Origin of the sequence: Halomonas tibetensis, from assembly GCF_042643535.1 — a bacterium.
In the GTDB taxonomy this organism is placed as follows: domain Bacteria; phylum Pseudomonadota; class Gammaproteobacteria; order Pseudomonadales; family Halomonadaceae; genus Halomonas; species Halomonas tibetensis.
On sequence record NZ_JBHRSQ010000011.1, the window covers coordinates 126,257 to 140,117 of the forward strand.

Annotated in this window: 18 protein-coding genes and 1 pseudogene; 6 read left to right on the forward strand and 13 right to left on the reverse strand. The window is 64.8% G+C overall.

The features are described from left to right. The 9 genes from ACFODV_RS08850 to ACFODV_RS08890 form a co-directional block, all read right to left on the reverse strand. Positions 1-321 carry a helix-turn-helix domain-containing protein gene (locus tag ACFODV_RS08850; protein ID WP_379757800.1) on the reverse strand — a complete coding sequence of 107 codons (321 nt, stop codon included), beginning with the start codon at positions 319-321 and terminating at the stop codon, positions 1-3. Next, a complete protein-coding gene (locus ACFODV_RS08855; protein ID WP_379757802.1) occupies positions 314-688 on the reverse strand; it encodes a type II toxin-antitoxin system RelE/ParE family toxin in 375 nt (124 codons plus the stop codon). Before ACFODV_RS08855 ends, ACFODV_RS08850 begins: the two co-directional genes overlap by 8 nt. A gap of 148 nt (positions 689-836) precedes the next feature. Next, on the reverse strand, positions 837-1,049 hold the full coding sequence (locus ACFODV_RS08860) for a hypothetical protein (protein ID WP_379757805.1): 213 nt from the start codon (positions 1,047-1,049) through the stop codon (positions 837-839). Between the two features lie 151 nt (positions 1,050-1,200). Continuing rightward, positions 1,201-1,890: a DNA-binding transcriptional regulator CsiR gene (gene csiR, locus ACFODV_RS08865; protein WP_379757808.1), complete on the reverse strand. Its 690-nt coding sequence runs from the start codon at positions 1,888-1,890 to the stop codon at positions 1,201-1,203. 147 nt (positions 1,891-2,037) lie between these two features. After that, positions 2,038-2,724, reverse strand: a complete 687-nt coding sequence (locus tag ACFODV_RS08870; protein ID WP_379757811.1) for an ABC-type transport auxiliary lipoprotein family protein — start codon at positions 2,722-2,724, stop codon at positions 2,038-2,040. Continuing rightward, positions 2,721-3,659 carry an MlaD family protein gene (locus ACFODV_RS08875; RefSeq protein ID WP_379757814.1) on the reverse strand — a complete coding sequence of 313 codons (939 nt, stop codon included), beginning with the start codon at positions 3,657-3,659 and terminating at the stop codon, positions 2,721-2,723. The genes ACFODV_RS08870 and ACFODV_RS08875 overlap by 4 nt, the downstream gene beginning before the upstream one ends. Continuing rightward, positions 3,659-4,516 (reverse strand): ABC transporter ATP-binding protein, encoded by an 858-nt coding sequence (locus ACFODV_RS08880; RefSeq protein WP_379757968.1) that lies wholly within the window; start codon positions 4,514-4,516, stop codon positions 3,659-3,661. Before ACFODV_RS08880 ends, ACFODV_RS08875 begins: the two co-directional genes overlap by 1 nt. Then, positions 4,516-5,661 carry an ABC transporter permease gene (locus tag ACFODV_RS08885; protein WP_379757817.1) on the reverse strand — a complete coding sequence of 382 codons (1,146 nt, stop codon included), beginning with the start codon at positions 5,659-5,661 and terminating at the stop codon, positions 4,516-4,518. The genes ACFODV_RS08880 and ACFODV_RS08885 overlap by 1 nt, the downstream gene beginning before the upstream one ends. 107 nt (positions 5,662-5,768) lie before the next feature. Then, complete coding sequence (locus tag ACFODV_RS08890; RefSeq protein ID WP_379757821.1) at positions 5,769-7,481, reverse strand: SulP family inorganic anion transporter; 1,713 nt, start codon at positions 7,479-7,481, stop codon at positions 5,769-5,771. Between the two features lie 154 nt (positions 7,482-7,635). On the opposite strand from ACFODV_RS08890, the gene ACFODV_RS08895 reads away from it, so the two are divergent. After that, positions 7,636-8,910, forward strand: coding sequence for an O-acetylhomoserine aminocarboxypropyltransferase/cysteine synthase family protein (locus tag ACFODV_RS08895; protein WP_379757824.1), 1,275 nt, complete (start codon positions 7,636-7,638; stop codon positions 8,908-8,910). Between the two features lie 762 nt (positions 8,911-9,672). Here the strand turns inward: ACFODV_RS08895 and ACFODV_RS08900 are convergent. The 3 genes from ACFODV_RS08900 to ACFODV_RS08910 all read right to left on the reverse strand — a co-directional run bounded on the left by ACFODV_RS08900 (position 9,673) and on the right by ACFODV_RS08910 (position 10,760). Continuing rightward, the gene (locus tag ACFODV_RS08900; protein ID WP_379757827.1) at positions 9,673-9,945 is read right to left on the reverse strand and encodes a CopG family ribbon-helix-helix protein; all 273 of its coding nucleotides are present in this window, start codon (positions 9,943-9,945) and stop codon (positions 9,673-9,675) included. A gap of 261 nt (positions 9,946-10,206) precedes the next feature. After that, a complete protein-coding gene (locus ACFODV_RS08905; RefSeq protein ID WP_379757830.1) occupies positions 10,207-10,530 on the reverse strand; it encodes a type II toxin-antitoxin system PemK/MazF family toxin in 324 nt (107 codons plus the stop codon). Further along, a complete protein-coding gene (locus tag ACFODV_RS08910; RefSeq protein WP_379757833.1) occupies positions 10,527-10,760 on the reverse strand; it encodes an antitoxin MazE family protein in 234 nt (77 codons plus the stop codon). The genes ACFODV_RS08905 and ACFODV_RS08910 overlap by 4 nt, the downstream gene beginning before the upstream one ends. Positions 10,761-11,421: 661 nt before the next feature. Between ACFODV_RS08910 and ACFODV_RS08915 the strand changes: the two genes are divergently transcribed. The 5 genes and pseudogenes from ACFODV_RS08915 to ACFODV_RS08935 all read left to right on the forward strand — a co-directional run bounded on the left by ACFODV_RS08915 (position 11,422) and on the right by ACFODV_RS08935 (position 13,132). Beyond that, complete coding sequence (locus ACFODV_RS08915; protein ID WP_379757836.1) at positions 11,422-11,676, forward strand: AbrB/MazE/SpoVT family DNA-binding domain-containing protein; 255 nt, start codon at positions 11,422-11,424, stop codon at positions 11,674-11,676. Continuing rightward, on the forward strand, positions 11,676-12,008 hold the full coding sequence (locus ACFODV_RS08920; RefSeq protein ID WP_379757839.1) for a type II toxin-antitoxin system PemK/MazF family toxin: 333 nt from the start codon (positions 11,676-11,678) through the stop codon (positions 12,006-12,008). Before ACFODV_RS08915 ends, ACFODV_RS08920 begins: the two co-directional genes overlap by 1 nt. A 115-nt stretch (positions 12,009-12,123) precedes the next feature. Then, a pseudogene (locus ACFODV_RS16795) lies at positions 12,124-12,385 on the forward strand (recombinase family protein); the annotation flags it as partial. 272 nt (positions 12,386-12,657) lie between these two features. Further along, entirely contained in the window at positions 12,658-12,882 is a 225-nt protein-coding gene (relB, locus tag ACFODV_RS08930; protein WP_150094867.1) for a type II toxin-antitoxin system RelB family antitoxin, read from the forward strand. After that, a complete protein-coding gene (locus ACFODV_RS08935; RefSeq protein WP_379757842.1) occupies positions 12,866-13,132 on the forward strand; it encodes a type II toxin-antitoxin system RelE family toxin in 267 nt (88 codons plus the stop codon). Before relB ends, ACFODV_RS08935 begins: the two co-directional genes overlap by 17 nt. Positions 13,133-13,348: 216 nt before the next feature. Here the strand turns inward: ACFODV_RS08935 and ACFODV_RS08940 are convergent, their stop codons facing one another. After that, positions 13,349-13,630 (reverse strand): helix-turn-helix domain-containing protein, encoded by a 282-nt coding sequence (locus ACFODV_RS08940; protein WP_379757845.1) that lies wholly within the window; start codon positions 13,628-13,630, stop codon positions 13,349-13,351. Between the last annotated feature and the right edge of the window lie 231 nt (positions 13,631-13,861).

Genomic DNA, 13,861 nt, shown 5'->3' on the forward strand with positions numbered 1-13,861 from the left:
TTAGCAAGCTATCGCTTGGATGCCTTTCTTCTCAATTACGGCCAAAAGCCTCAACGCTGGTCCTCCCGGACGCTTCACTCCACGTTCCCAATCAGAGACGAGATTTTTACTGACGTTGAGGTAGCGTGCGAACACTGGCTGGGAAAGGTGCTCGCGCTCGCGGAGCGCCCGGATGGCCTCGGGTGGTATCGACTCTAATGGGGTCAGGCAAGCTTCATTGAAGTCGTGCATTGTCTGCTTATCGACGGCACCGACCTCGTGCAGCGCCTCCATGGTTTCATGGATTGCGGCCATTGCATCACTACGATATTTCTTAGCCATCGTCATCCACCTCCGAAAACTGGCCCTTCCGTATCATCTCGTCCAAGTGTTCTTCTGACAGGTCGAGGATGTGCTGTGCGGCCTTCTTGAACGCGGCCTTCTCATCGCCGCTGATGTTGCGCCGCTGACTCTTGGCGAAGCCATAAATGAAAAAGGCGCGATGTGCCTGTTGGTAGAGGATGATCGTGCGGTAGCCACCCGACTTGCCTTGCCCAGAGCGAGCCACCCGCTGCTTAATGACTCCCTCACCCAGGTCGGCATCGATCAAGCCTTGTTCGGCCCGTGTAATGGCGTCACGGAGAGCGGCGTCCTCGAGTTTCTGCTTCCTGGCGAAGCGCTCGAACCAGGCGTTCTTGAAGATCCTCACCGGTCGCGTCCCTGTCATTCAAAGTATAATACTTAGTGTGACACTGTGCTAGCTGACGCTGCAATCCTAATCGTGGTGGTAGTACTGTTCGGTTTATCCCAGTATCGGCTGGTCAAGCGATAGGGTCAGGCGCCAAGAAGGTCGGGCGTCAGGCGCCCAGGCCGCTCTCGCGCAGGATCTGGTCGATGCTGCGCTCGGTGCGCGGGGCGGCGCCGCCATCGGGCAGCAGCTGGTGCTCGAGGGCTTGGATACCCCCTTCCACGCAGCGGGTGATCAGCTCGGTCTTGCCCAGGCCCGTGGCCTCGGCGATCACATCGAGTCGATCTTCCAGTTCGCGGGAAAATCTCAGCAGGTGGGGCATCTCGTCGTCTCCGGCGTGCCCATGCTCGGGCGGTGATGGTATGGCATCGGCTCACATCAGCTTAAAGCGGCAATATCAGCCTGTCACCCAAGGATGACGAGTGTATGACAGCAAAAGACGCCTGAAAGATCCGCCCGCGGATCGAAGACGGTCACGCCAGCCCTTGGCGCTGCATGGCCTCGGTGATGATCGGCACCGGCGTCATCAGGTGTTCGCGCATCATCTCGGCGGCGCGATCGGCGTTGCGGGCCAGGATCACCTCGACCAGGGCGGCGTGCTCCTCGCGCTTGCGCGCCAGGGCCTCCTCAGAGAACACGGTTTCCCGCAGCCACAGGTGGCGGTAGCGCTCCACCTGGTCGAACAGGCCCTCGCGTACCTGCAGCAGGTGGGGGGAGCGGCAGCCGCTGGCGATGGCGGTATGGAACGCCTTGTGACGCGCGTCCCAGACGTCGAGCAGCTCGTCGGGGGTGTTGACTCCCACGACCTTGGAGAGCGTGTGGGCCCGGGCCAGAATGCCGGCCTCCCAGGCGTCGTCGCCACGCTCGATGGCCAGCCGCAGCACTAGGCTCTCGAGCTGGGCGCGGGCGTCATAGAGGTCGGCCAGCTCGGCCAGGGACATGGGCGCGACGCGGTAGCCGCGCTGGCTGATCGCCACCACCAGGCGCTCGGCCACCAGCTGGGAGAGGGCCTCGCGCAGGGGGCCCACGCCCAGGTCGTAGCGCTCCTTGAGTCGGCTCATCAGGAGCTTCTCGCCGGGCTGAAAGGCCCCGCGGATGATGTCCTGCTTCAGCCAACGGTAGGCGCTGATGCCGAGGTTCTGCCTCGGAAGAGTCGTATCCATATCGCCTGTGATCCTCGTCATTTACCGATATCATAACGGAACATCGTCGATCAGAGTAATCGACGGCATCCTTCGGAAATGGCCCCCCATTAGCTCGTTTGTCGTCAGCCTTTTGTCATCGTCCGTCCGGGCTTGGCGTGTCCGGTATCAGCGCCTCTCGAGAATCCCCTCACTCCACTCGGCGACTTCCCGGGCCAGGGTATCAGCGGCTCTACCGAAGGCCTCCACCACCTGCTGCACGTCGGTGCCCGTGGTGGGTTCTCGCGCCTCGAAGCGCCGTTCGGCCAGCCGCTGGCGCTGGGTCTCATCCACCAGGGTGGCGTCCAGGCGAATTTCTACCACCGGCAAGCCCGGTTCCATTCCCGGTTCTATGCCCGGTTCTATTCCCGGTTCTATGCCCGGTTCTATTCCCGGTTCTATGCCCGGTTGATAGACGCTCTGAAAGGCGCGCAGATCGCTGACCAGCGCGACATCGGCCCCCAGCGGGCTGTTGTCGTCCTGGGCGCTCAGCCGCCCGCGGTCGCGCAGCCCCTCCACCAGGCGATCGCGCAGCAGCAGCGGGATGCGGTCGCTCCAGCGGGCGCCGGCATAGGCCTGCAGGCGGTTGGGCGCCGGCATCACCAGAATCCGTGCCCCGGAGAGCAGCGCCGACGCCTGGGGCGTGTCGACCCGCAGGCGCACCGCCAGCGGCGGCCCGTCGACGGGCGCAAGCGAAGTGGCCGGCAGCAGATAAAGGCGGTCGGGCTCGCGCTCCGGCAGCAGGGTGCAGGCGGAGAGCATTCCCGCCAGGGCCAGCAGGGCCAGGCGTTGAAGCATGGGGCGGCGGCGTCTCACGGTGAAAATTCCTCGATCGGTTCGCGGCCCAGCAGGAAATCGGCCGGGTTCTCTTCCAGTCGGCGGGTGATCCGCCCCAGATTGTCCAGGGTGTTGCGCAGCTCACGGAATATCGGGCCCAGGTCGCCCAGGCCCTGCATGCCCCGGCTCAGCGCCTCCTCGTTGTTGCCAAGCAGCGTATCCAGGCGGCGGGTCATGCCCTGCAGGCTGCCCATGGCCTGGCTTGCGCTCTCCAGGGCCTGGCGACCTTCCGCATCGACCAGGGTCTCGGCGCTCTGGCTCAGGCCGGCCAGCGCCCGAAGCAGCTCGCTGGCTTCTTCGCCCAGGCGGTCGGCGATGTCGACCACCGCCCCCAGTTCTCCGCTGCGCGCGGCCAGCTGCTCGCTGAGCTGTTCCAGGTTGACCAGTATCTGCTCGACCCGGTCGGTGTTGTCGGTGGACAGCAGGCGGTTGGCGTTGATCAGCAGCTGGTTGACGCCGCTGACCAGGGTCTCGCCATCGGCCAGCAGCGAGCTCAGCGGCGAGGGCTCGGCCTGGATCAGCGGGGGATGCTCATAGCTGCCCTGCAGGCGTGGCCGATCTGGGCCGCCACCCTGCAGCTGGATGTTCATGCTGCCGGTGATGTTGGCCAGCACCAGGCTGGCGCTGGTGTCCTCGCGGATGGGAATGTCGGCATCGATGCGGATCAGCGCGCGCACCAGGCGCGGATCGTCCGGGTCCAGGCGCAGGTCGGCGACATCGCCGACGCGGATGCCGCTGAACAGAACGGCGTTGCCGGTATCCAGGCCGCCCACCGGGCGGTCGAAGCGGACCTCGTAGTAGGTCATCTCGCGGTCCGTGGCGGCCTTGCCAAGCCACAGGGCGAAGCCCAGGGCGGCGACAACGGCAACGACGGTGAACAGGCCGATCACCAGGTGGTGGGCGCGGGTTTCCATCAGGTGTTCTCCCCGGGGGTTGTCGGCGTGTGAGACTCGGCTGCCTGGGCGGCCGCACGGCCACGCGGGCCATGGAAGTAGTCGCGAATCCAGGCGTCGTCGCTGGCCTCGACCACCGCCAGCCGGTCGGCCACCAGCACGCGACGCTGGGAGAGTACGGCGACGCGGTCGCAGGCGGTATACAGGGTGTCGAGGTCGTGGGTGACCAGGAAGACGCTGAGCCCCAGGGCGTCGCGCAGGGTCATGATCAGCTGGTCGAAGTCGGCCGCCCCGATGGGGTCCAGCCCGGCGGTGGGCTCATCCAGGAAGAGCACCTCCGGGTCCAGCGCCAGGGCCCGGGCCAGCGCCGCCCGCTTGATCATTCCCCCGGAGAGTTCCGAGGGCATCAGCAGCGCGGCGTTGGGCGGCAGCCCGGTCAGGGCCAGCTTCATGCGCGCCAGGTCCTCGGCGTCGCGGCGGCTCAGCCCGGCATGCTCCATCAGCGGCAGGGCGATGTTCTCCTGCAGGTCCAGCGACGAAAACAGCGCGCCGCGCTGGAACAGCACGCCGAAGCGGCGCTCCAACTCGGAGCGTCGCCGAGCCGGCAGGGCAGTGAGGTCCTCGCCGAACATCTCCACGCGGCCGGCATCGGGGCGCTTGAGCCCCACGATGCTTCGCAACAGCACCGACTTGCCGGTGCCGGAGCCCCCCACCACGCCGAGGATCTCGCCCCGGCGGATGTCCAGGTCCAGATCTTCGTGGACCACGTGGGTACCGAAGCGGTTGGAAAGCCCGCGCACGCGAATCACCGCCTCCGCCCCGGTTCCTGTTCCAGCGTCTGTCGTTTCAGCGTTTGCCGTCAGCCCCGAGTCGACCATCACCATCCCATCTCCATAAAGAACAGCGCGGCCACGGCGTCGAGCAGGATCACCATGAAGATCGACTGCACCACGCTTGACGTGGTGTGCTCGCCCACCGACTGGGCGCTGCCGGTGACCTTGAAGCCCTCCAGGCAGCCGATCACCGCGATCAGGAAGGCAAATATCGGCGCCTTGACCAGGCCCACCAGGAAGTGGTTCAGGGGGATGTCGCGCTGCAGGATGCTGAGAAACTGGGCGGTCGAAATATCCAGCATGAAGATGCACACCATGGCACCGCCCAGGATCCCGGACAGCATGCCGATAAAGGTCAGGATCGGCAGGGTGATCATCATCGCCAGCAGGCGCGGCAGCACCAGCAGCTCCATGGGGTCCAGGCCCAGGGCGCGGATGGCGTCGATCTCCTCGTTGGCCTGCATGGCGCCGATCTGGGCGGTGAAGGCGCTGGCGGTGCGGCCGGCCAGAAGAATGGCGGCCAGCAGCACCCCGAACTCGCGCAGAAACGCGAAGGCCACCAGATTGACGGTAAAGATCGTCGCGCCGAAGTCGCGCAGCACCGTCGCCCCCAGAAAGGCCACCACGGCGCCCACCAGGAAGGTGAGCAGGGCGACGATGGGCACGGCGTTCAGGCCGGTCTGGTGAACGTGGGAGACCAGCGCGGTCATCCGCCAGCGCCAGGGGCGCAGCAGGTTGGCGAAGAGGGTGGTGAGGGTCAGGCCGATAAACGCCAGCAGCAGGCGCTGCTGGTGCCACAGGGCGCCGACGCGCTCGCCCACGTCAACCAGCCAGTCGGTCAGCGGCGCCCGGGGCGGTGTCTCGGGCTCCAGCGGTTCGCGCAGCACCTGGGCAACGGTCTCCAGCAGCGCCAGGCGAGAGCGGGGCAGATCGGCGGCCCACTGGCCCACGTTCGCCATGCGCTCGGCGCCGACCAGCTCCACCAGCAGGCGGGCGCCGGCGGTGTCCAGACCGGCCAGGTCGCTGAGGTCTACCGCGTCGTCGGTGTCAACGCCGCCGGAACGGGCCCGCACCTGCTGTCTCAGCGCCCCGTGGTGCGCCAGGGTCCAGTCACCGCTGATCTGCAGTCGGCCGGCCGTTTCGTTGAGTCGGCCGGGCGAGGCGTCGTTCGAGGCGTCGTTCGAAACCATAGTGCAGCGACTCCTTCTCAGTCGATCGGCGTTCCCCGGGCGTAGCGCGCTGTCCCATCATAGCCTTTACCTACAGGCTTGTATGCCCGGGCGGCGAACGCCGAGGACTATTCGGGCGGGTTGCCCAGCGCCTGCCAGGCGGCGTAGGTGCTGAGGAAGACGCGCCCGGTCAGGTCATCGAGGAAGTCGCTGCGCTTGAGGCGGTCCATCACCGGGCCCTTGATCTCGGCCAGGTGCAGGGTGACGTCAGACTCCTTCAGGCGGGCATTGATGGCGTCCAGGCTCTCCAGGGCCGAAGCGTCGATCAGGTTCACCGCCGAGCAGATCAGCACCACGTGCTCCAGGCCGGGGCGGCGCACCACCATGGCGTGGACGGTATCCTCCAGGTAGCGGGCATTGGCGAAATAGAGGCTCTCGTCGATGCGCAGAAAGGCCACGTGGCTCAGGGTCTGTACCTCGTGGCGCGTCACGCTGCGAAAGTGCTCCGTGCCCGGAATGCGGCCCACGATGGCGCTATGGGGGCGGCTGGTGCGGTAGAGGAACAGCCCCATGGAGAGCAGCACCCCGCTGATGATGCCGGCCTCGACTCCCTCCACCAGGGTCAGCAGGATGGTCACCGCCATGGCCGAGAAATCGGCCCGGGAGTAGCGCCAGGTCTGGCGGATCATCGGGATGTCCACCAGGGTCAGCACCGCCACGGTGATGGTAGCGGCCAGGGTCGCGATGGGCAGGTGCTGCAGCAGCGGCGTAAAGGCGAGGGTCACCAGGCCGATGCCCAGCGCCGCAAACAGCCCCGCCATGGGGGTCTGGGCGCCGGCCTCGTCGTTGATCACGGTGCGCGACAGCCCCCCGGTGACCGGCATGCCCGCCGAGAAGGCCGCCGCCAGGTTGGCCCCGCCCAGGCCAATCAGCTCCTGGTTGGGCGAGATGCGCTGGCGCCGCCGGGCGGCCAGCATCTGGGCCATGGAGATCGACTCCACGAAGCCCACCACGCTGATCAACAGCGCCGGCACCAGCAGCGCGCGCCACAGCGAGATATCGACGCCGGGCAGGGTGAGAGGCGGCAGCCCGCCGGGAATGTCGCCGACCACCGCCACGCCAAGTTCGGCCAGGCCGAGCTGCCAGCTCAGCGCGGTGGTGGCCGCCACCGCCAGCACCGGGCCGGAGCGGGCCAGCAGGGCAGCGCCGGTCTCGGCCAGGCCCAGGTGGCGCAGCATCCCCTTGGCGTAGCGCCGGCACAGCAGCAGGAAGATCAGGGTGCCGGCGCCCAGCGCCAGCGTAGGCCAGTGAACGGCACCCAGGCGAGTCGCCAAGCTGCCCAGCAGGGCGATGGCGGTATAGCCGCTGGCCTCGACCCCCAGCAGGTGGGCGGCCTGGCTCACCGCGATCAGGATCCCCGAGGCGGAGAGAAAACCGGCGATCACCGGGTGGCTTAGAAAGTTGGTGAAAAAGCCCAGGCGCAGCAGGCCCATCACGGTCAGAATCAGCCCGGAGAGCAGCGACAGCACCAGCGCCGCCTGCAGATACTCCGGCGACCCCGGGCTTGCCACGCTGGACAGCGCCGCCCCGGTCATCAGCGCGATGATCGCCACCGGCCCCACCGCCAGGGTGCGGCTGGTGCCCAGCAGCGCATACAGCACCGCCGGCAGGATGCTGGCGTAGAGCCCCACCACGGCGGGCAGGCCAGCGAGCAGCGCATAGGCCAGGGACTGGGGAATCACCATCACGGTGACAATCAGCCCGGCCAGCAGGTCGGCGGCGCCCAGCCGTCGGTTGTAGTGGGGTAGCCAGGCGAGAATCGGCAGGTAGCGCTTGAACATCCGCATGTGCCTCCGTGGGGCCACCGTCAGGGCGTGGTCAGTCGTGAAGGGTTGTGGTCAAGTTATAGCGACAGAGACTAAACGATATTAGTGGCGCGAGTCAGAGTTGGTTAGCATTGGGTGACTTGTCACCCCTTCAATCCAAGGACACGTTATGCAACGCGACACCATCGCCCTGCACCATGGCTACACCCCCGACGATCAGCACTCGGTGGCGGTTCCCATCCACCAGACCACCTCGTTCTCCTTCGACAGCGCCCAGCATGCCGCGGATCTCTTCGACCTCAAGGTCGAGGGCAATATCTACTCGCGGATCATGAACCCCACCTGCGGCGTGCTGGAGCAGCGCGTCGCTGCCCTTGAAGGCGGCATCGCCGGCCTGGCGGTAGCCTCGGGCATGGCGGCCATCACCTACGCCATCCAGACTATTGCCGAGGCGGGCGACAACATCGTCTCCATCAGCGAGCTCTACGGCGGCACCTACAACCTCTTCGCCCACACCCTGCCGCGCCAGGGCATCGAAGTGCGCTTCGCCGACAAGGACGACATCGACGGCATCGAAGGGCTGATCGACGCGCGCACCAAGGCGGTCTTCTGCGAAACCGTGGGCAACCCCTCGGGCAGCGTGGTCGACCTGGCCCGCCTCGCCGAGGCGGCTCATCGCCACGGCGTGCCGGTGATCGTCGACAACACCGTGCCGACCCCCTTCCTGTGGCGGCCCATCGAACACGGCGCCGATATCGTCGTGCAGTCGGCCACCAAGTACATCGGCGGCCACGGCACCACCGTGGGCGGCGTGATCATCGACTCCGGCAAGTTCCCCTGGGCCGAAAACGCCCAGCGCTTCCCGCTGCTCAACGAGCCGGACGTCTCCTACCACGGGGTCTGCTACACGCGGGACCTCGGCGAAGCGGCCTTTATCGGTCGCGCCCGCGTAGTGCCGCTGCGCAACATGGGGGCGGCGCTCTCCGCCCAGGCGGCCTGGAACCTGCTGCAAGGCCTGGAGACGCTCTCGCTGCGCATGGAGCGGATCTGCGCCAACGCCCAGCGCGTGGCTGAATACCTCGAAGGACACGCCGCGGTCAGCTGGGTGAAATACGCCGGCCTGCCCAGCCACAAGGACCACGCCCTGGCGCAGAAATACATGAACGGACGCGCCTCCGGCATCCTCAGCTTCGGCATCCAGGGCGGCCGCGAAGCCGGTGAACGCTTCTACGACGCCCTCAACTTGATCCTGCGCCTGGTCAACATCGGCGACGCCAAGACCTGCTCCTCGATCCCGGCCTCCACCACCCACCGCCAGCTCAACGACGAAGAACTGGTCAAGGCCGGCGTCACCCCGGACATGGTGCGCCTCTCCATCGGCATCGAACACATCGACGATATCCTCGCCGATCTCGACCAAGCCCTCACCGCCAGCCAGCGCTAAACCGGGAAGGGCTGCCCTGAAGCGGGTGGGGGTGCACTGAACCTGGTGGAGGTGCACTGAACCTGTGGGAGTGAAGGGCCCTTTGTGGGAGCGCAGCTCCGCTGCGCGAAGGAAGACGCCACCGAGGCTTGCTGCTTAGGGTAAGGGTGAAAGGCCCTTTGTGGGAGCGCAGCTCCGCTGCGCGAAGGAGAGTGCCACCTAGGCTTGCTGTTTCCAGTGAGGGTGAAGGGTCCTTTGTGGGAGCGCAGCTCCGCTACGCGAAGAAAAACGCCACCGAGGCTTGCTGCTTCCAGTGAGGGTGAAAGGCCCTTTGTGGGAGCGCAGCTTTGCTGCGCGAAGGAAGAAGTCACCGAGGCTTGCTGCTTCCGGTGGGGGTGAAGGGCCCTTTGTGGGAGCGCAGCTCCGCTGCGCGAAAGAAGACGCCACCGAGGCTTGCTGCTTCCAGTGAGGGTGAAGGGCCCTTTGTGGGAGCGCAGCTTTGCTGCGCGAAAGAAGACGCCACCGAGGCTTGCTGCTTCCGGTGGGGGTGAAGGGCCCTTTGTGGGAGCGCAGCTCCGCTGCGCGAATGGAGCCCGCAGGGCTCTCGGGTAACACCGACCAAGACCGGCGACTACCGCCGGGTTTTGTTGGTGTTACCGCGGTGTCAGCAGTCCTATGCGCGTGAAGCTGAAAATCCGGCATCCATTCAGGAGCCGGCTTCTTTCTTGATGGCCAGGGACCGCCGGCACCGTTCCAGGCCATCTGCAGCGCCTTCGGTGATGATTACTCGTGGCACCCAGGTATGTCCTTTTCGTCATCGCTGCCCCAGGTGTTCAACCAGATGCGCACTTCCTCGCCGGTCAGGTGGCGACCGGTTTCCTTGTAGGCCTCCCAGGAGGCCAAGGCTTCTTGCTTGAAGTTCTCGCGGGCTTCCTCGCGTTCAACGTACTGCTGGATGGCTTCAAGCATGATCCAGTGTGGCGAGCGACGGCGCTGACTGGCAAGGTGTTGGACACGTCCCTTCAACGCATCGTCGATCCTGAGCGATGTTGCCATTGCGGTTTCCCTATCACTTGGTAATACCAAGTGATACTTTGGATCTTTTGATCTAGTTCGTCAAACGATCGTTAGACGCCCAACCTGGAAAAAGTCCGAGAACAGACCTGTATGATGGGGTTTCGGGTAATGCTGCGCGAAGAAAAACGCCACCGAGGCTTGCTGCCTCCGGTGGGGGTTGAGGCCCTTTGTGGGAGCGCAGCTCCGCTGCGCGAATGGAGCCCGAAGGGCTCCCGGGCTTGGGCAGCCAACCAGCTTCGCTTATGCAAAGCCCAGGAAGACGGCCAGCGCTCTGTTGACGGCCACTATGGCGCTGTCATCGAGGTGGCCGAAGGCCTCCCCAACTCTCTCTCGCCTCACCGTCATGGGCTTGTCCACCATGATCTGGGAGCTTCTCTGCAAGCCATTCTCGGGGTTGGGCTCAACATCGAGACGGATCAATGGCGCATCGACCAGGGTGCTGGATAGCAGCAGCACCGTCACGCTGCCGGTTCCGGCAAACTGATCCGACTGGACGATGAGGGCGGGACGCGGCTTCCCGAAGTCACCCGACAGGGCAATGGTCACCAGGTCACCACGCCTCATGCGTCAACCTCGTCATCGTCCAGGTCCAGTAGTGCTGCGTCCATGAAGTCCTGCAGGTCCTGATCCCCGGCGTCGGCAGCGGCTACGACAGCGCACTGGCGGCGGGCTTCTTCGGCGAAACCGGGTTGTCGGGTATCCGGTACCCAGATCTGGATCGGGCGCAGGCCGGCCGCACGCAAGGCTGCCCGGTGCTTCTTCACCCGATTGTTCACGTTGTCGGTTGTCACCATGGCGAATCCTCCGTTCGTTTCATGTAACAGGGTAGTGCGCTCCTCCGTTACATGCAACGGAAAGGGTGTCCAGAAAACGATCATCAGACGCTCAACCCGGAAAAAGTCCGAGAACAGACCTGTATGATGGGGTTTCGGGTAATGCTACGCGAAGAAAAACGCCACCGAAGCTTGCTGCCTTCGGTGGGAGTGAACGGCCCTTTGTGGGAGCGCAGCTCCGCTGCGCGAAGGAGAATGCCACCAAGGCTTGCTGCTTAGGGTAAGGGTGAAAGGCCCTTTGTGGGAGCGCAGCTTTGCTGCGCGAATGGAGCCCGAAGGGCTCCCGGGCTTGGGCAGCCAACCAGCTTCGCTCATGCAAAGCCCAGGAAGATGGCCAGCGCTCTGTTGACGGCCACCATGTCGCCGGTCTCGGCCAGCGAGTACTTGGAGGGGCGGTTTTCTGCAAAGAAGCCACGTAAACCTTGTCGTGCGCAGGAAACGGACCTTTCTTGCCCCGCAGTAAGCGTGATTGGTAGCGCCTCTGATGGTACGTCACACTGTCCAGCTTCTAGCTGGAAGTCGGACAGTTCCTAGAGACGCGCCGGGCAGCCGATTGCGCTGTGCGTAGCGATGAGTTATATTTTTATATAACTAAATAGCGCGACCCGCTCAGGAGGTCAACATGAGCACCACCAATCTTCGCCGCGTCGGCGGCTCCGTCATGATGGCGGTGCCGCGGGCACTGCTCGATCAGCTGCATCTGCACGCCGGCTCTCAGGTCGAGATCGAGATCGAACACGGACGCCTGGTCGTGGAGCCGGCGAAACCCCGTTACTCCCTCGAGGAGCTGCTGGCCCAGTGCGACACCACGGCGGACATGTCTGCCGACGAGCGTGAGTGGCTGGATGCCGAGCCCGTCGGCCGTGAGCTGCTGTAATGCGGCGCGGTGACATCTATTTCGTCTCGCTCAACCCCACTCGGGGCCATGAACAGCAAGGCATGCGCCCGGTGTTGATCGTGTCACCTGACGCGTTCAACCTCGCCACAGGCACGCCCCTGGTCACGCCGATCACCAACGGTGGCGGTTTCGCTCGCTCCCGGGGCTTCACGGTGTCGCTGGCCGATGCGGGTACGACCACCACCGGCGTCGTGTTGTGCAGCCAGGTGCGCACCTTGGATATCGAAGCCCGTCAGGGGCGATGGGTGGAGAGCGTTCCGCCAGAGGTCATGGATGACGTACTGGCCAAGCTGGCGACCCTGGTGAGCTGAAACCATCATTAGACGGCCAACCCGGACATTGTCCGAAAATAGGCTTGTTTGATGGGTTTTCGGACAATAAGGTAGGCGGACGGATTAATGGACAAAAGGGCGGTCACTGGCGCTGATCGGCTATGCGCGGGTCTCGACGGCGGAGCAGGACACTGCCTTGCAGACCGATGCGCTCCGCAAGGCGGGGTGCGAGCGAATCTTCGATGACACCGTCTCCGGGGCCACGGCGGAACGACCCGGCCTGACGGTCGCTGACCGAAGCCGTCGATACCACCACGCCGGGTGGGCGGCTGATCTTCCACGTGTTCGGCGCCCTGGGGCAGTTCGAGCGCGACCTGATCCGGGATCGCACAAAGGCGGGGCTAGCCGCTGCCGCCGCCCGTGGGCGCAAAGGGGGACGCAAGCCCGTCGTCACCGACGAGAAGCTGAGGCGAGCAAGGGAGCACCTGGCCAATGGGCTGAACGTTCGCGAGGCCGCAGCACGGATCCGGGTCAGCAAGACGGCGCTTTACGCCGCCCTGAAGGCCAGCCAGCCCGACACTCCGGCTGAACGTGCCGCGCGTATCCCCCTTCTGGGCAGCCCGGCGCTACTGGTTTGGGCGCGATATGCTATACTTGTATATCAAATTGCCTATTGGAGGGCTCGAGCATGTTGGCGTTACGCCTACCTAGCGAAATTGAGGAGCGTCTTGAGGCCCTGGCCAAGGCCACCGGCCGTACCAAGAGCTTCTATGCCCGCGAGGCTATCCTGGAGCACCTGGATGACCTCGAGGACATCTACCTGGCCGAGAAGACCTTGGAGCAGGTCCGTCGCGGTGAGATGACGACCCACAGCCTGGACGATGTGGAGCGTGACCTTGGCCTGGCGGATTGAACTCACCGATGACGCGGTCAAGCAGCTCAAGAAGATCGGCCATGCGGACGCCAAGCGCATCCGAGACTACCTGCGTGGACGCATCCAACCACTGGAGGATCCCCGTCAGCTCGGCAAACCACTGGTAGGACAGCTGGGAGAGCTGTGGCGGTACCGCGTGGGCAGCTATCGGATCATCGCTAACATTGAGGACGATGAAATTCGCATCCTGGTCGTGCGCATCGCTCACCGGAGCGAGGTGTACCGGTAGCACCGAGGAAGGGGGCCCGCATTACTGCTGGGTCAGGCTTGCTCGGCCTCCACTGCCTGATCACGCTTCTTCTGGAGAAGACGTAGAGCCGCATCCTCATAGCTCTCACCGGGGCGCGCCTCCTGCTCGATGAACTGGCGGGGGATACCGAACAGTACGTCTTGGCTGCCCTGGTCTGCGGACGTTGCACGTTTACTTACGTTGCTTTAGGTTTTCTTACGCGGCGTCGAGTACGCGCATTTCGATATGCAGCCCCGCTGCTACCACCATGTTCACCAGCGTATCGAGACCAAACAGGTGGATTTTTCCACGCATCAGGTCGGACACCCTGGGTTGAGTAACGCCCAGCCGCTTCGCGGCTTCGCCCTGGGTCCAGCCCTGCCGGGTAATGTGCTGCTCAAGGGCCATCATCAGACCGGAGCGAAGCTTCATGTTTTCCGCTTCGGCGGCAGTGTCCTCGATGGCGTCCCACACGCTGTCGAATGTCTCATTGCTCATTGTTTCACCTCGTTCAGCAAGGCGCGGTATCTGGCTTCGGCCAGCTCGAGATCCGCCTTACTCGTCTTCTGGATTTTCTTCTGGAAGGCCAGCGTGTGGATAAGGCGGGAGGCCTTCCGGCGGGCACACTCAGTGCCTGGGAGGACTACCAGGCTACCGGCGACCGCTGACGAAGTGGAAGAGTGGCTGGCTAATTGGAGAACGGATTACGAGGTGAAGGCCTCCTACATG